Below are 16,439 nucleotides of genomic sequence, written 5' to 3'. Positions count from 1 at the left end.
CAATAAAAATATTGATGATTTTGTATAAGTATGACAATTAATAGTTATTAAACAATCACAATATTGTATCAATACAATTAACCATTATGAATACAGTTACTGTTTTTGAGCTTGCCCCGGCTCTCATTTTATTTTGTTTTGCGGCGTCAATTACGCCTGGGCCTAATAATATTTTGCTTACTCACTCAGGCACACATTTTGGCGTGATCAAAACCCTACCGCACTTATTAGGTATTCGTGTTGGCATGACGATAATGCATTTGGCAATGTTATTGGGGTTAGGGAAATTGTTTTTAATGCAGCCAAAACTGCATTTTTTTCTACAACTTTGTGCCAGTGGTTATATTTTATATCTGGCGTATAAAGTGGCTAATTCAACCCAAGTAGACGGCGTAAATGCCAAGGTGAAGCCTTTGAGTTTTTTTCAAGGCATGCTTTTTCAGTTGATCAATCCTAAGTCATATGCGGTGTTAATGACACTTTGTACTGCACTTACTTTACCTGAAGGTGCTTATTGGCCTTCTGCAATTTTGGGCGTGATTATTTTTAACCTTGTTGCGGCTTGCTCAGGCTTGTTTTGGGTGAATTTTGGTAAATACATGCGCCAATTTTTAAATAGGCCAAATACCTTTAAACGTTTTAATTGGATTATGTCACTGTTTCTTGCGGCATCAATTCCTTTAGTTTTTCTTTCCAATACAAGCATCCAGTAGGGGTATAAAATGAAATTTACTCACCAATTGTCACCACAACAATTTACCCAAGCGTTTGAGTTTTTATCTGAGCGAAGTTATTGGAGTCAAGGCATTAGTCGCGAACGGTTAGAAAAAGCGTTCGCACATTCGCTGTGCTTTGCATTAATTGAAAATAACCAGCTATTGGCATTTGCACGAGTGGTGACTGACCAAGCCACTTTTGCAAACTTACTGGATGTATTCGTGCTAGAGGCATTTAGAGGCCGAGGGCTGGGTAAAAAGCTGATGGATCATGTAATGAGTCACCCTGAATTGCAATCGTTGCGCCGTTTTACACTAGCAACAAAAGACGCTCATTCACTTTATCAACAATTTGGTTTTCAAAGCCAAGCAAACCCCAATCTTGCAATGGAAAAATGTTTAGCTGGCGGGTACTCAACAGTATTACAGCGGCAAAAATAAAACCAGGATTGAACGTTTTGACGCGTGCAGTTAGATATTAGTTAAATATTCTTATTATTTTTCAGCTCAACTCATTTTCTCTATTTATAGCCGCTTTATTAATAACATGAGTGCTCAGGGTAACAATAAACAATACGGCCTATAAAAATAGGCCGTGTTTTTACTCAATGGTTATTGCAAATTAGTAAGATGCGACAATGCTAACGCCAGAGAATGTATTATATCCTCTTAATGTAATGTAGTATTTACCGCCTTGCCCTGAGTTTAGGTTGCAGCTTTCATTATTACCGTTTGCATATGGACGACAGTCATACACGCTCGTTGTAGCTTGAGCGTCTTTACGAACATATAGATCAGCGTCGCCCGTGCCACCAGACATACTGACATTTAACGTGGCATTTGCGGGTACATCAATAGTGTAAACGAGTTCTTGATTACGTGCGCCAGAAAGCCCTGTGGCTGGTACACCATTTGTTAAGCAATTACTGCCACAACTAGTGCCGCCGCCAATAGTGCCAGTTAAACTTACTCCACTGTATTGGCTGTAGCCATTGAGCATCACCCACCAATCGCCAGCTTGTGGGTTGGTGAACGTGCAGTTTTCTGTGTTGCCATCTTTATATGGTCGACAGTTGTAGCTACTCGTTGAAGGTTTTTGCCCTACCTGTACATACATGTCAACATCGCCAGAACCACCATTTGTATCAAATGACAACGATTCAGAGCCCGCAGGTACAACTAGCTTATAAAAGGTGTTTGTACCTTGAGCACCTGATACGGTAACACTTTGTCCATTGGTGAGTTCATTTTCTTCTGGCGGTACAATAATGCCACCTTCTAATGTGTAAAGTAACTCATTTGGTGAGCCAGATTTTGCATCGGATACTTTGTTTTTAGTACTACGTTGGCTGAGCATGGTTTCGATTTGTGATGGGCTTAAAGAAGGTGTTTCATCAAGGTATAGTGCAACGGCACCAGCAACATGAGGTGAGGCCATTGATGTACCACTGATGGTATTTGTTGCTGTATTTGAGTTATACCACGCTGATTTAATACTTGAACCAGGTGCGTAGATATCTAAACAGTTACCATAATTTGAAAAACTTGAACGGCTATCGCCGCTGGTTGTTGAGCCAACCGTTATGGCATTAGCTGCGCGAGCTGGTGAATAATTACAGGCATTACTGTTGTCATTACCGGCAGCTACAACAAAACTAATTCCTGCGGCTACGGCATTATTTACAGCATCATCGGTTGCTTGCGAAGCTCCACCGCCTAAGCTCATATTGGCTACAGAAGGACCCGATGCATTATTTTTAACCCAGTTAATACCTGCAATAACCCCTGAGTTTGAGCCAGAACCATTACAGCCCAGTACACGCACGCCAACAATGTTTACATTTTTAGCAACCCCGTAAGCGCCACCACCAATCGTGCCTGCTACATGCGTACCATGTCCATTACAGTCTGTTGCATCTGAGTCATTATCGATAAAGTCATAACCATGAGATGCGCGATTGCCAAATTCATTGTGATTTATACGTACACCAGTATCAATGACATAGGCTGTTACCCCAGATCCATCAAAGTCATAATAGTAATTTGAATTGAGAGGAAGATCTTGCTGATCAATACGGTCTAAGCCCCAGATTGCATTTGGTTGATTTGCGTTTGTTTGTGCTAAAGGGTTAACCGACATCATTTGATCTTGCTCAATATAGTCAATATTCGGATTGCTAAGCATTTGTTGAATTGTTTTATCCGATGCATTGACAACAACACCATTTAAAACGCCGCCAAATTCCTGAGCCACGTCGATGTTGTATAGGTTACTTAAACTGGCCGATTGTGAACTGGCAAAGTCTGCTATTGCGTCACTACTTTGAATATTTAAAACCGAGGGAGTTTTAAATACAACGATATATTTACCTTCAATCGCACGGCTTGTGTCGACAGACATAAGTTCTGCGGCATGAACTTGCCCAGCTGATAAACCGACTAATACAGCAAAACTTAGAGTACTTAATTTACGCATTGTTTAATCCTTTTTGGATGGTTACTGTTTGAAACGCACTCCAAAAGATAGCCCTGAATAGCAATAAGTAAACATTCCATTAACTTTTATTTAACTTAAATGTAAAGATATGTAAACAAGTGTGACTGTTTTAGGTTTTTCTGTCGCTTTATCATGAGCCTAACGCGCGCTTGTTTTTTAGTGCAATTACGCGTGCTAGGTATTTTTAATATTGAGCGTATTGATGTTATTGGAGGAATTATTTTTGAGGGGTATTTAAAAGCACAGCACCGCTTTGTTCGTCGCCTAGATGATCATCTTTATTGTAAATTGGGCAGTTGTTCATTGATAAGCAACCGCAACCAATGCAGCCATCAACTTTATCGCGAAGACGCTGCATATAAGCAATTCGTTCATCAAGCTGAGCTTGCCATTTCTTAGACAGGGCAGACCAATCTTTTTTTGTAGGAGTACGTTGCTCTGGCAACGTGTCAAGTGTGCTTTTAATGTCATCAAGTGTAATGCCCATAGTTTGAGCGGCTTTGATCACCGCAACACGGCGTAATACATCTGGCTTGTAACGGCGTTGGTTGCCGTTATTACGCCAACTACGAATTAGCCCTTTCGATTCATAGAAATGTAGGGCTGAGACATTAACACCGCTGCGTTTGGCAACAAAGCCAACGCTTAAATTGGCGTCGACGATTTTTTTTGTGGTGGTCGTTGTTGGCATCGTGTTTTTACTCATTATTGGTTCAAATTAAACACAGTGTATTGCTATTCGTGTGGCCTAATGGCTTTAATATCTTGCTCTGCCGCCCATGCCATAACATCTTCGCGCTTTAAGGCGGTGGCCATTAGATCAGGAAATTGATCTGGCGTACAGGCAAATACCGGGCTACCTAATGTTGCAAACTCGCTTGCCATGTCGCTATCGTACGCGGGCCGCCCGTCATCACTTAAGGCAAGTAGGGTGATGACATTAACATCTTGTTTTATTAATTGAGCAATACGTTGTTTTAATTGACTTGCGTCGCCGCCTTCATATAAATCAGAAATAAGCAGCAAATGCGTTTTACTGGGGTGTTCAATTTGTTTTTCGCAGTAAGCAATGGCTTGATTTATATCGGTCCCGCCGCCTAATTGCACACCAAATAATACGCTAACGGGATCGGCCAAGTCTTCAGTTAAATCTAACATACTGGTATCAAAACAAATCAATTTTGTTTTGACCGCAGGGATAGAGGCCATAACAGCGGCAAAAATTGAGCTGTACACCACAGACGTTGCCATAGAGCCTGATTGATCAACACATAAAATCACTTCATCAAGATCGGCTAAACGACGTTGTTGGCGCATAAATCCAATGAGTTTATCAGGGACTATAGTGTTGTATTTTGGTTGATAGTGACGCAAATTAGCGTTAATAGTGCGCGGCCAGTCTATGTCACTAAAACGAGGGCGAAAGCTGCGCTTGGATTTATTAACTGCACCACGAATAGCTTCGGTTGTTTTTTGTTCAAGCTTGGCGAGTAATTGATTAACCACTTTATCGATCACGTGACGCGCTGTATCAAGGGTTTTTTCAGGCATGACTGAGCGTAAGCTTACTAAATCAGCCACTAAATGCACATCAGCTTCAATGGCGGCAAGAAACTCAGGCTCCATTAACATTTCTTTTAGGCCGAGTCGCTCAAATGCATCGCGTTGTACCACTTGGACTATGGGAACTGGGAAAAACTCACGAATATCCCCAAGCCATTTTGAAATTTTAGGGGCTGAGCGGCTTAAACTCCCGCGCCCACGCGCTGTACTTTGCTCTGCGTTATAAAGGGCTGAAAGTGCGCCAGATAAACGCTTATCTCTGTCGTTTAATGTGCCTTGTTGATCGTCATCAACCCCCAGTGCTAATTGCCAGCGGCGTGATTTTTCATCTATCAATGTAGTTGATGATTGTTCTGTCACTGAGTTTGGCTCGGTTAAGGTTGTTTTATCGTTCATGCCAACCAATCCTTATTGCGTTGAGCGAGTTTAGCCAGTTTTTCCATGTGTTGCTGCCAATATGTATGTTGATTTGTATCGATGTTTTGAACTATCTCGGCGTGTGCTTTGTTATTAAAAAGCGTATCGAACAAGCGTTTACGCTCCATTGCATCAAGGTTTGAAAATACCCGCCTAAACAAAGGCAAAAACTCAACAAAGGTGGTTTCTTCTAATTGGAGTAACCAATTATTTATGGCGTTGAGTAACAGTGAGTCGTATAGCAGTTGGTCGACCGAATCTGTAAAAAAGCCATCAAAAAATCGTGCAGCTTGAGCCGGTGGCAACGCAGGGGAGAGCATTTTATCAAGCATAGTGCTTAGTTGCTCACGGCTTAAACGCTCATTTTGATAAAGTAATCGTGCACATAAACCAATGAGTAAATAGCTGGATTGATCGCTGTGAGCAATAGCCTCTATCGCTTGCCACCATTTAGCTAAAATGTCGGTATCACCAAGGTGCAGCACTAAGGCACGATGTGCGCTGTTAATATTTTGCTGAACGTGCTGCGCTTCTTCATCATTTAAGTTACGGCACGCGTAAGGCAAAGCAAGCGCTGCTTGAATTGCTAAACGCTCGATCAGTGCATCTATTTGACTCAAAGAAAGCGTACGAGCGCTGCCATAACGGCTTATATCAATAAGGGGCGCAATGCTGGTAAGTAAATCATTGCAGTCACTGACTTGGCCGGCGCGCAGTGTTAACTGGGTTAAACCAAACTCAGTGGCTTGCGAAAGGTTGGCAGTTAAACAGTTAAGCACTGAGTCGGCGAGCACGGCTAAGTTTTGTTCTTTTGCTAGTGACGCCATCACTTTGTTATTGGCGGCTTGCTCTATGGTGCTGCCGTAAACAATATGTTCAACGAGTTTAATAGCAAATTCAGGCTGCCAGGTTAAGCGCCATTTTTCTCTAAACGTACCTCGGCTGCTACCTGAGTCAAGTAGCTCGCCCCATGGCACATTTAACAACTGCAGTTGATGTAATAAAATAGATTTGTTTTGGCCAATATCACTGCGCAAGTCGAGTGAATGTTCGCGTGCGAGGGCTTCGGGTTTGAGTTTGTATTTTTTTTGGCGCTTTTGTAAATCTTCAAGCAGTGGCACCAAATCAGTATCATCAGGAATTTGCCCAACCTGTTGACCCAGTAAAACAGTGTTATGTATTTGTTCCCACAAGGCGTGTTCACCAAAACACATGCAGCTTATAACCGCATCAGTGATTTCTTCAAAACTTGGTTGTGGCCTGTCTCTTACTGCGGCTAAGCTTAGGCAAAGTCGCTGGGCTTCAATGACTGATGCAGTTGAAATAACCGCCCCTTGCTCTCGTAAATTTTGTGCAATAAACACTAACCAAGGCGCAATATGATCATCCTGTTGGCGATGTTGCCATAAATGCTGATACCACATAGGTGCAGCAACACCTGCGCCGTAGCCTGTTTGCGTGGCTAAACGTGCTGAAGTCCACGGGATCCAAGTGGATTTATGTTTACTGGCTGCAAGCTTTTTAGGGAGGGCTTTTATTAATGCCCGATCATCTTTAGCGCTATGCTTGGCTTTAAGTGCGGGTACATGCCAAGCACCACAAATAACGGCAATGGGGCCGTCGCATAGTTTAGCTATTTTGGCTATTTCTAAGCGCATAAATGCTTCGCGTTGATGATCATGTGCCAGCTCTGGCGAATCTTGTGCGACAGGCTGCCTTAGTGCAGTCATTGCATGTTCAACTTGTTCAAAAATAGCTAAGCTGTCATCGCGATTTTGCTCGATAAGGTCATTCCACCAAGCCTCTGCATCTTGATAGCCTGCAATGTTTGCCAAGACACCAATGGGATCGCGTAAGAGTGCGGTTAACTGTGGTGTATTTTCTTGGTTATTGCTTTGATCATCGCTTTTGCCATCGCTTTGATTATTATTTGGTGTGAGTTGCTCAGCGTTGGTGTGTTCTTCATCTTCACTGTGTAGTTGCTCAGCTTGCATTTGTGCTAAGCGCACTGCAATGGGTAAATCAATAAACGCGCTGGGTATTTGCTGTTGCTTTGCCCAGACACTGGCTTGGTATTCAGGGGAATACTCAGCAAAGGGATAAAAAATGCTGCTTTGTGCATGCTCTACCGCATAGCTTAGCAATGCCACGGGTGGTTTCATTTGCTGATGCGCTAATAAAGGTAAAAGATCACTGCAATCAGCGGGGCCTTCTATCAATATATACTGCGGTTGCAGCTGCTCAAGGGCGGCAAGTAATCGTTTACTTGAGCCCGGACCATGATGTCGAATACCAAAATAATGAATATCAGAATGTGCCATTAGTTAACCTTATAGCACCTGATTTAAATGGTGGTAATAGTCTTCATAGCCTTTACGCTTTTTGAGCACTGTTTCAAGGTATTCCTCTAATACGGCGCGATCTTGAACGGGGTCTTTCACAATTGCACCAAGCATGCTTTGGCTAATTTCGGCTGCGGTTAACTGGCCTTGGCTAAACCAGTTTGCTTGGCTGAGCCCGCCAACCATAACGGCAATAGCCTCTGCGGTTGATAGGTTCCCGGTTGGGGTTTTTAATGTGAGTTTACCGTCGAGCGTTTCGCCGCCACGTAGCTCTCTAAAAATGGCAACAACCTTGGCAATTTCGTCAGCGGTGTTTTTCGGTACTGGTAAATCTAACGATTGGCCCATTTCAGCAACGCGCTTATTAATAATTTCGACTTCTTGATCAACCGAATCTGGCAGCGGCAGTACCACAACATTAAAGCGACGTTTTAACGCTGATGATAGTTCATTAACGCCTTTATCGCGGTTATTCGCGGTGGCAATAATATTAAAACCGCGCTGTGCAAATATGGCATCGTTTAGCTCTGGTACTGGGAGCATTTTTTCTGATAGTACGGTGATCAAGGTGTCTTGAACGTCAGAGCCCATACGGGTTAGCTCTTCTAAGCGGCACAAGCTGCCATTCTCCATTGCACGCAATAGTGGCGTTGCAACAAGGGCTTCTTTACTCGGGCCATGTGCTAATAGCTGCGCATAGTTCCAGCCGTAGCGAATTTGGTTTTCGTCTGTGCCAGCGGTACATTGGATAACTTGGGTACTACAGCCACAGATGGCTGCGCTTAAATGTTCAGACACCCATGATTTGGCTGTACCAGGTACGCCCAAAAGTAATAATGCGCGATCGGTCGCCAACGTGGCAACGGCGGTTTCTATAATGCGGCGGTGGCCAATGTATTTTGCTGAAATATCAACGCCCGATGCAGTTTTACCACCCATTAAATAAGTAACCACTGCTTGTGGCGACATTGCCCAGTTATAGGGTTTATTACCGGTGTCGTCCGCTTTTAATGCATCTAATTCACTTTGGTATACTTGCTCAACGGGTAAACGAAGGATATCGCTCATTATAGTGTCCTTGAATAATGTGTGTTGCGCGTCCTGTTTATATTTAGGGCGGCTAATAAAGGGTTGTAAAATGACTGTGCGGCTTGGCTTTTATTAAATTTCATGGTGTTTGTGCCTTTACAGCGACTAAGCCAACATTAAGTTTAAGTGCGTCTAGCATGGGATCTGCAGGCATCACACCTAATGCAATCACGCCATCGTAAATTCGCTGTGCCAGTGCTTGGGGTAAAAATAGCCCAAGTGCTAATAACTCACTCATTATGGCGTAATGCTCAAGGTAATGTTTATCAGTGAGCTCCTGTTTAATATCTTGCTGTAATTGTGCCCAAGCTTGAGTGTGGCTTAGTTGTTGCCAAGTTAGCTCTGTTAATGGCGAATCAATGAGCGACAGCAAATTGCCAAAATTGAAGTGCATATGCTTTTTTTCAAGCAGCGTATAAATAACAGTGGCAACATGTTGCGGTGATAAACGAGATTTAACGCCACGCAGTACATACCATAACAAGCTGTGCGTGAAGAGTTCATCACAACTGCGGGTTATAAAGTCATTGAGTGTTGTTTCTGGCAGGGAATCAAACGCATTGTTAATAAAGCCAATATTATCTTGCTCACGGTATTGATCAAATTGCCAGCCGTTGCATAGCTGTGTAACCGAAATGTTAAGTGTTTTTGCTAATGCTGCTAATGAAACCTCAGCAATAAACTCGGTTCGCATGGCCTGTTGTGTTTTACTTTTGAGTTTTGCGGGCAATACTATGGTGGTTTTTTTAAACAAACCTTTGGTTTTTACTTCTAGCCAAGGTGCTAACTCTTGTGCGTGTTGATCACTTTGGGTATCGTCAACATCCACAGCTAAACGTGCGAGTAATTGTTTGGCAAAGGCCACCACCTTTTTTGATTTATCGGTCAAATATTCTTGTAATCGGGGTTGATCTTGATGGCTTAAATGAATGCTTAAAATGTGATACAAACGCAGCCGATTTTCTGCTAACTCAGTTTTCGCAACCTGATGAATATACTGCGCTGCTAGTTGTGGGTTTGTATGCCTAAGTTGGGTTAAGCGGGCACGTTTTTCTGCTGGGTAAAGGTCGTCCCACTGTAGTTGTTCAAGTGCTGTATTTTGCTGCGCTTGCCATTGGCATAATTGATCATTAGACCAATATACCCAAGGTAAATAAATACTGGGCACAGAGTCTGAGTGTTTTGTTGGCATCCAATCGGCTGGGTGGGCACATACGCCACGACTAGCAAGTAAATTAAGTACGGCATCAAACCCTGAGCTTGTTTGTTGTTTACAAAATGTCATTACACGGCTAAATAGAGGCCGCAATGAGGTTGTAATACACGGGAGTGCAAGTGTCGGAATATCAGGTGCTGATACTAACTCCGCCTCGGGTGATGGGTAGTGCATAATCAATTGTTGTTGCTGAGAAAGTATCAGCGCATACATGTTTTGTTTGCTCGGTGTTATCGCACTTAGTAATGTTTGCCAATCATCGGGGAGTTCAACTAGGTTGATTTGATCATGCCCAACGAGCCATTTTTTCTCGAGCTTTTGAGCTGCTTGCAATGCGTTATTAAGCTGCTCATTACGCGCTTCGATTTCGTTAGCATGAGTGTCGATGATAGTTACTGACATAAAATAACGCCCCATGATGCTGTTTCAACACTTATTAACTCAGCAAATTGTCCATCGAGTAATACAAAGGCCGTATCAAGCTGGCTTCCCAATATTAAAGGATCTAGCACTTCATTTATTAAAGGCAAATGCACTGTTTTAGTGTTATTTTGCCACCAGTATTGACCTGACTTGTCTTGGCTAATACGCCCTGCAGGGGTAATAAAAGGCACTTCTTCAAGCCATGGCAATTGGGCATGATGCTGCAAAAAATGTAGTCGCCAATCTTGAAGTGGTTCTTGTATATGGCTCATTTGCTGATTAGTTGGGCTTTGGGGTATGTATTCATGCTCACCTAAAATAGCCCTGTATGGCATACGACTAGCATAAAAAGTTACTTTACCTTTTAGGGTTTTCCCCAGCGCACTTTGCGTTTTACTACTGCCACTTTTTACAGGAATAAAATCGAGCAACATAGCAATCGCAGTTGCAGGAGTCGATGTTTGTTCATCGCTTGGCGAGAGTAACTTTAACCAGCGCATAGACGCTAGTAAGCCATTACGGCGCATTTGTGATTTTTCACCAATAACTTGCCACGTACCATTGATAGTGAGCGGTTGAGTGCTATTTTCATCAGTATTGGGGCTGAGTACTTGTTCACGATTTTCGCTGCTAACAACACTGCGATAGGCATCAATGTCTTGCGGGTTACTTAGCCATGCTTCGCTGAGTAACGCTAATTTAGCGAGCTCTTGGAGCGCCGCGCTGGGTTGATGTTGCACCGGGTGAGCCAGTATTTTTGCTGGTAATTCGTCAATTCTTGCTGCCAAGTTTGCTGCTTTGGCATCAACTAAACGCGCCGCTATTTGGCGGCACTTATTTCGGCTGTCTTTTAAAAACTGTACAATGCCACTGCTAAGTTGATCGTTTATCCACTGTTGTAACTCAGTCAGCCCTTGTGCCACTGAATCAAGAGTTTTGGCTCGATTTTGCGCTGCGCGTTTAGCTTTATCTTCTTCACGTTTAGCGAGCTCTTCATCGGTGAGTACTTTCTCAACATTGGTTTTATGCAATGAAAGGGGGGCGGCGGATTTACTTATTTTTGCTGCGTTGTCCTGCGCAGAGGCTTCGTCTGTTGTGCTGGTGGAGCGTCTGCGTCTGCCTAACCAGTCATTCACCCATTGTGGCGGCGCAGTTTTAGCGAAGTTATCAGGCAAGTCAGAAAACTGCCAAAATAGCGCAAGCACATGTTTACACGGAAACTTACGCGACGGGCATGTACATTTATAGCCGTGATCGCTCACATCAGCCATAGTGTAGTAGGGTGTGGAGCCTGAGCCCTGACACTCTCCCCAAATTGTATTTACGTCTTGGGCTTGCCCAAGCACTGGCCACTTGGCGGGTTTGAGTAATTTTTTTGCGGCATTAATTGATGGCTGATCGGGTGCCAACTCTTGCACGAGCGTGTCGGATACTTCCATGATAAAACGCCTACTACATTACTAATGTGGAATAAGGTTAATAGCGCCAGTTTATCTATAATTCTCGTAAATACAATACGCTAATAGTTAATATAGGTACATCAAAGTAAAAAATTGATCACAAATAGCGCCTAAAAAAGGTAAAAAAATAGTTGTTGACCTTAACTTAGCTTGAGGTTTTATGCTTGGTTGCATCATTAAAAAGGAGTTAACCCAATGCAACAAAAATCAGTACATAATACAGCGATTATTTATTCAAGTGGCCGAAAAAATGGTAATACAACAGCGCAGGTGAACGCATACAGTAAACAAAAAAGCGGCATTGTTTTTTGTTTAGATGATTATGTTATTGCCCCTTACCGATATGATAAGCAATATAACAATGACGACTTTTATAACTTGTTCGAAGTGCTGTTACGTTATGAACATTGGGTATTTGCATCCCCCGTTTACTGGTACAACACGACCCCACAAATGAAAGCGTTTATGGATAGAATAACCGATTACATGGATGATGAGGCGCTAAAGCCAAAGTTAAGAACATTGCGCCAAAAGCATTACTCTTTACTCTCAAATGCAGCCTCAGCAGAGGCCCCATCTGCATTTATAGATATGTTTAAACATACCTTTAACTATTTAGGCATGACGTTTAAAGCACATTCACATATTCAAGCTAGTTAAACTGTTTTAAACAGGGTAGGCTAAAACAAAAAAGGGTAATTTATGAAAACGTTATTTATGGGTTTTAGCCTACTTTTAACAAGCCTCGCAGTATCAGCACAGGAACCCGAGCCTGTTATTAAAGATTTTGGCTTTTTTTATAATGTTACAGAGCACACATCTGATCTAAAGCAGGCGCAGTTTAAAATAGCTTTTGATGTAGGTGAGGGTGCTGAAAAAGGTCAGCAAAATAACCATATAAATTCGTTGGCGCGTTTTATTAATATGCATGTGGCGCATGGCGTTAACCCTGACAATATCAAGCTTGCTTTGGTTGTTCATGGCAGTGCCAGTGTTGATGTGCTTGAAAACAGTTTTTACACGCAGCGTTTTGGTGTAGGTAACAAAAACCAATCACTTATAAAGCAATTACTTGCTAATAACACCGACATTTATGTATGCGGCCAGTCGGCAACGCATATGAAAGTAGCTAAAAAGCAGCTTATCCAAGGTGTTAAAATGTCGCTATCAGCAATGACCGCTCACGCAAAATTACAGCAGCAAGGTTATACCTTGAACCCGTTTTAAATGAATGTTTTGTGTTTTGGTGATTCAAATACCTTTGGGCTTTCAGCAATAGATGGCTCGCGTTTATCTGAAATTGAACGTTGGCCTACATTATTCAAACAAGCGATCGGGGACGAACATAAAGTAATTGAAGCAGGCCAACCTAACCGCACACTTGTAAATAACCCACCATTTACCGGGAACAAATCAGGGGTTACGTACTTAAAGCCTTATCTTGAAGCGCATCAGCTTGATGTAATCATCATACAACTGGGTACGAATGATCTAAAAGCACGCTTTGCGTTAACAGCAGAGAAAATTGCTGAAGGTTTAGCGCAATTTATTAATGAAATTGAGTTGTTTTATCAATCAACACCTCAACCGCGTTTAGTTATTATTAGCCCATTTACAGTGTTTGAAGTAGGCCAATACCAACGCATTTACGCAGGCGCACAGGCTAAAGCCGTGCAATTATCTCACGAGTGTAGGCGTATAGCACACGCACACAACTGCCTTTTTTTAGACGGTCACACATTAATAACACCCTGTAAAAACGAGGGAATTCATTTACCAGCCACAGAGCACAAAAAGCTAGCAAATGCTGTATTTGAGCTTATTTACCAATACTCAGGTTACTTAAGGCGGGCTGTTTTAATTAGTGACTAAATTAAAATAGTAGCAACGCGCCTTAGAGTTTATCGAACAATAAAGCTTTGCTCTGTTTGGCCTGATTCATACATCCATTGGTAAGTGAGAGGTTCAGTGCTGCCATCATAAAACCATATCAATGCGACTAACTCTGTTTCACTATTAGCGATTGTTACAGATTGTTTAATGCCTAAGCTGCTGATCGGGCTTCTATAAATACAGTTATTATAGTCCACAGGTTGCTCAAGTTGAGGTTTAACACATACATTTAAATACGCTCGTTGAGATATCTCAGTCAATTTAACGTCTATTAGTAATTCAAATTGCGTCGAAAAATCAAATTCGGGTGTTGCGACTAAATCAGCTGTTGAAACCGGCGTAACAACTGGTGGTGAAACTGGTGCAGGTGTTTCTCCTTGAATAGGAGTTGATGTATTTGTATCATCCGATCCACCACCACAGCCTTGTAACATAAACCCTGTTGCCGCCAAAATAGTCATGATTAAATTTTTCATATTAAACTCCTAATTATTGATGACTTTTGATTCACTAAAGGTATTAAACCACGTTGTTTTTTCTGATCCTGATGATTGTGTAAACTCGGCAAAATCAGGGTAAGCACTCAGTAGATCAACGCCCTCTTTAGGATGAGACCAGTTCACACCAATTTCTAATGCCCAAGGTAACCCTTGTGCTGTTTGATAATACATTTCTGAACCACTGTTATCATCGGCTTGACCATATGAGATTGCAAAAGCCTCTGTGGGAGATTGGTTTTTAAGATGTACTTCCCAACTTCTAGCATTGTTAACATCGACAAATGGGCCATGATAAAAACCATTTACAGCAAAAATAAAGGGGTCAAATAATGCGGATGGAGCGCTTTCACTTGCCACAGGTGTAATTAAAGGCACTGTCACTTTAAAGCTAACTTTAGGGCTGTTTTCGCACCCGGATTGTGTTCTAAAATATGTGCATGACGCTGAGGTTTCAAACCAGCTCTTAGTATCAGCCATAACGATTATGATAGCCTCACTACGCCCTGGCTCGATCGCAGAGCTAGTTTGCTGCACACCGTTTATTTCATAACGAATTAAATCTTCATTGATGTTACTAGACAATATTGAATCTAAGCGCACAGCAAAACCGTTATGATAACTTGCCCCAACAGCATTTAACGTGCCCTCTACTGTAAATCTCACAACATCAGAACCCACTAAATCAGTGGTTGTACGGTAATTAACAACAACATCATTAAAGTCATAATCACCCTTTTCAGGCCATAAATCCTCATAAGCCAATGCAACCCAATCATTTGCCCCTGGATAGCTAATACTGGTAATTCCTGGATCTGATATGCTAATTGGGTAATCTTCAACCTCACCATCAGATACCCCGCCAATAGAGCCTATATCAGCTGTTTTTGATACTCTGAACCTTGACCATGTATCACCTACAAATGCATTACTTGGAATATCTACTAATATTGCATTTAACCCTTCAACCAATAAGTGCTGGCTTATCGCTTGCGTATCATCAAACTTGCCATTGTTATCCCAATCAAACCAAGCGTTTAAATAACCTTCTTTTGATGCTTTAACAATAATTAAACTATCAAGGCCAGCCTCTAAGGCTGTGACAAATTGAACGCCATCATCGCTATCATCTGTAGATTTAGGTACAGGTTCGCCATTGACAATATCACCTAGAAAAATGCCATTTTCATCAAATTCATGTCTTGCACCGTTATCAGCTAATGAAATGCCATAGCTAGTTGGCGCATCACCAAAATCAATTGTGGTGTCATCTTCATCTATGATCGGTGCTGTCGCACACCTTGCACCATCGTTATTAGAAGAGCTTGGCCCGTAAGCAAACAGCGTTGCATTAGGTGATGCTGCTGAAACATCAATTCTGAAAACATGACCATCACTATTTCTGCTGATATAAAAATTACCATCAACATCAAAATAAACTGCACCAAATGTACCGGACACTCCCACATTACCTAAATTGGTTGATACTGCGGTTGAGCCATCTTTTTGGATAGTTATTTTATGTAAATTACCATTACTATCAACACTATAAGCACGGTCTGCGTTAGGGTTTGAGTCTGCATCAGGGTGAAATGCTAAATCAAAGATGTTTAAATTGAGTAAATCTCCAGAAACAACCAGATTCATAATTAAGTAGTCGCTACTACTTTCATCTAAATCAGTACGATAAAGGCCATAGCTAGCGCCTTTTCTATAGCTGTAGTAATAATTTTGTTGAACAGAAACGTCACCAACATAAAAGTTAGTGCTTGCGGGTGTGTTAGCAACTGCTAATGGAATCATTTGAAAGTCGTTGCCAATTTTTACTATGGTTGCTGCGTCGTATCCCCAGCCATATAAATATCGGTCATGTAGATTAAATCCCAACCCATTGATTTTGCCAGTAGTGCCTAAATTATCACTTAAAACAGCATTGCTACCAGTTGCTAAGTTAACACCATATAATTTAGCAACTGACTCTTGTACTAAAAAAGCTTTTGACGGACAAGTCGTAAAAGGATCTGCGTGTAAATCCAAACTCAATAGAGCCAAAGTGACAGCTACATAAAGTTGTTTAGTTTTCATATAAAGACTCCAATGGGTAAGCTACTTTGGAAGTGCATTACTCAAGCCAACTTTTTTTATTATATACTTCAAAGTGTTGTGGCATTGCTGATCAATGTTTTTGCAATTTGCGATACGAATTGCGACTCAATTACTCAACCAGGTTTGCTTTGTATCCGCCTGATATTCCAGTTAGATAGCTCAACTCTGAGTAATACAGTTAACAGCGCGCAAGGGGTAATGTTATTCCTGATGAGTAATT

At 41.9% G+C, this 16,439-nt stretch carries 14 protein-coding genes; 5 read left to right on the top strand and 9 right to left on the bottom strand.

Features of this window, described 5'->3' with window-relative positions:
- Window positions 1-86 precede the first annotated feature (86 nt).
- On the top strand, window positions 87-713 hold the full coding sequence (locus ADS77_RS00285; protein WP_054204137.1) for a LysE family translocator: 627 nt from the start codon (window positions 87-89) through the stop codon (window positions 711-713).
- A gap of 9 nt (window positions 714-722) precedes the next feature.
- Window positions 723-1,157, top strand: coding sequence for a GNAT family N-acetyltransferase (locus ADS77_RS00280; RefSeq protein WP_054452251.1), 435 nt, complete (start codon window positions 723-725; stop codon window positions 1,155-1,157).
- Between the two features lie 181 nt (window positions 1,158-1,338).
- Here ADS77_RS00280 and ADS77_RS00275 read toward each other — a convergent pair whose 3' ends face one another.
- The 7 genes from ADS77_RS00275 to ADS77_RS00245 form a co-directional block, all read right to left on the bottom strand.
- Window positions 1,339-3,192 (bottom strand): S8 family serine peptidase, encoded by a 1,854-nt coding sequence (locus ADS77_RS00275; protein WP_054452247.1) that lies wholly within the window; start codon window positions 3,190-3,192, stop codon window positions 1,339-1,341.
- Window positions 3,193-3,430: 238 nt separating this feature from the next.
- Window positions 3,431-3,919 (bottom strand): redox-sensitive transcriptional activator SoxR, encoded by a 489-nt coding sequence (soxR, locus tag ADS77_RS00270; protein ID WP_231658988.1) that lies wholly within the window; start codon window positions 3,917-3,919, stop codon window positions 3,431-3,433.
- 29 nt (window positions 3,920-3,948) lie between these two features.
- Window positions 3,949-5,172: a VWA domain-containing protein gene (locus ADS77_RS00265; RefSeq protein WP_054452245.1), complete on the bottom strand. Its 1,224-nt coding sequence runs from the start codon at window positions 5,170-5,172 to the stop codon at window positions 3,949-3,951.
- Window positions 5,169-7,514 (bottom strand): DUF5682 family protein, encoded by a 2,346-nt coding sequence (locus tag ADS77_RS00260; protein WP_054452243.1) that lies wholly within the window; start codon window positions 7,512-7,514, stop codon window positions 5,169-5,171. Before ADS77_RS00260 ends, ADS77_RS00265 begins: the two co-directional genes overlap by 4 nt.
- Window positions 7,515-7,523: 9 nt before the next feature.
- Window positions 7,524-8,603, bottom strand: coding sequence for an ATP-binding protein (locus ADS77_RS00255; protein WP_054452242.1), 1,080 nt, complete (start codon window positions 8,601-8,603; stop codon window positions 7,524-7,526).
- 100 nt (window positions 8,604-8,703) lie between these two features.
- Entirely contained in the window at window positions 8,704-10,242 is a 1,539-nt protein-coding gene (locus ADS77_RS00250) for a DUF5691 domain-containing protein (RefSeq protein ID WP_054204144.1), read from the bottom strand.
- A complete protein-coding gene (locus ADS77_RS00245) occupies window positions 10,233-11,702 on the bottom strand; it encodes an SWIM zinc finger domain-containing protein (protein ID WP_054452239.1) in 1,470 nt (489 codons plus the stop codon). Before ADS77_RS00245 ends, ADS77_RS00250 begins: the two co-directional genes overlap by 10 nt.
- 216 nt (window positions 11,703-11,918) lie before the next feature.
- Here ADS77_RS00245 and ADS77_RS00240 point away from each other — a divergent pair, with 216 nt between their 5' ends.
- From ADS77_RS00240 to ADS77_RS00230, 3 genes are read left to right on the top strand one after another with little or no spacing between them, the layout of a single operon-like run.
- The gene (locus ADS77_RS00240) at window positions 11,919-12,383 is read left to right on the top strand and encodes a flavodoxin family protein (RefSeq protein WP_054204146.1); all 465 of its coding nucleotides are present in this window, start codon (window positions 11,919-11,921) and stop codon (window positions 12,381-12,383) included.
- Between the two features lie 42 nt (window positions 12,384-12,425).
- Window positions 12,426-12,950 (top strand): DsrE family protein, encoded by a 525-nt coding sequence (locus ADS77_RS00235; protein ID WP_054452237.1) that lies wholly within the window; start codon window positions 12,426-12,428, stop codon window positions 12,948-12,950.
- A complete protein-coding gene (locus tag ADS77_RS00230) occupies window positions 12,951-13,595 on the top strand; it encodes a GDSL-type esterase/lipase family protein (RefSeq protein WP_054204148.1) in 645 nt (214 codons plus the stop codon).
- Between the two features lie 29 nt (window positions 13,596-13,624).
- Here ADS77_RS00230 and ADS77_RS00225 read toward each other — a convergent pair whose 3' ends face one another.
- Both ADS77_RS00225 and ADS77_RS00220 read right to left on the bottom strand, forming a co-directional pair.
- Entirely contained in the window at window positions 13,625-14,092 is a 468-nt protein-coding gene (locus ADS77_RS00225; protein ID WP_054452236.1) for a hypothetical protein, read from the bottom strand.
- Between the two features lie 9 nt (window positions 14,093-14,101).
- Window positions 14,102-16,198: an LruC domain-containing protein gene (locus ADS77_RS00220; RefSeq protein ID WP_054452233.1), complete on the bottom strand. Its 2,097-nt coding sequence runs from the start codon at window positions 16,196-16,198 to the stop codon at window positions 14,102-14,104.
- Window positions 16,199-16,439: the final 241 nt, after the last annotated feature.

Source organism: Pseudoalteromonas porphyrae, from assembly GCF_001298125.1.
Lineage (GTDB): Bacteria > Pseudomonadota > Gammaproteobacteria > Enterobacterales > Alteromonadaceae > Pseudoalteromonas > Pseudoalteromonas neustonica.
Note: the sequence above shows the minus strand (reverse complement) of the source record. Positions and strands in the feature narration are given on the sequence as shown.

What these genes read in the sequence shown, in the direction of transcription:
- ADS77_RS00265 (WP_054452245.1), bottom strand. Translation starts at nt 5,172, where the DNA reads ATGAACGATAAAACAACCTTAACCGAGCCAAACTCAGTGACAGAACAA.
- ADS77_RS00220 (WP_054452233.1), bottom strand. Translation starts at nt 16,198, where the DNA reads ATGAAAACTAAACAACTTTATGTAGCTGTCACTTTGGCTCTATTGAGT.
- ADS77_RS00240 (WP_054204146.1), top strand. Translation starts at nt 11,919, where the DNA reads ATGCAACAAAAATCAGTACATAATACAGCGATTATTTATTCAAGTGGC.
- ADS77_RS00260 (WP_054452243.1), bottom strand. Translation starts at nt 7,514, where the DNA reads ATGGCACATTCTGATATTCATTATTTTGGTATTCGACATCATGGTCCG.
- ADS77_RS00285 (WP_054204137.1), top strand. Translation starts at nt 87, where the DNA reads ATGAATACAGTTACTGTTTTTGAGCTTGCCCCGGCTCTCATTTTATTT.
- ADS77_RS00230 (WP_054204148.1), top strand. Translation starts at nt 12,951, where the DNA reads ATGAATGTTTTGTGTTTTGGTGATTCAAATACCTTTGGGCTTTCAGCA.
- ADS77_RS00250 (WP_054204144.1), bottom strand. Translation starts at nt 10,242, where the DNA reads ATGTCAGTAACTATCATCGACACTCATGCTAACGAAATCGAAGCGCGT.
- ADS77_RS00235 (WP_054452237.1), top strand. Translation starts at nt 12,426, where the DNA reads ATGAAAACGTTATTTATGGGTTTTAGCCTACTTTTAACAAGCCTCGCA.
- soxR (WP_231658988.1), bottom strand. Translation starts at nt 3,919, where the DNA reads ATGAGTAAAAACACGATGCCAACAACGACCACCACAAAAAAAATCGTC.
- ADS77_RS00225 (WP_054452236.1), bottom strand. Translation starts at nt 14,092, where the DNA reads ATGAAAAATTTAATCATGACTATTTTGGCGGCAACAGGGTTTATGTTA.
- ADS77_RS00280 (WP_054452251.1), top strand. Translation starts at nt 723, where the DNA reads ATGAAATTTACTCACCAATTGTCACCACAACAATTTACCCAAGCGTTT.
- ADS77_RS00275 (WP_054452247.1), bottom strand. Translation starts at nt 3,192, where the DNA reads ATGCGTAAATTAAGTACTCTAAGTTTTGCTGTATTAGTCGGTTTATCA.
- ADS77_RS00245 (WP_054452239.1), bottom strand. Translation starts at nt 11,702, where the DNA reads ATGGAAGTATCCGACACGCTCGTGCAAGAGTTGGCACCCGATCAGCCA.
- ADS77_RS00255 (WP_054452242.1), bottom strand. Translation starts at nt 8,603, where the DNA reads ATGAGCGATATCCTTCGTTTACCCGTTGAGCAAGTATACCAAAGTGAA.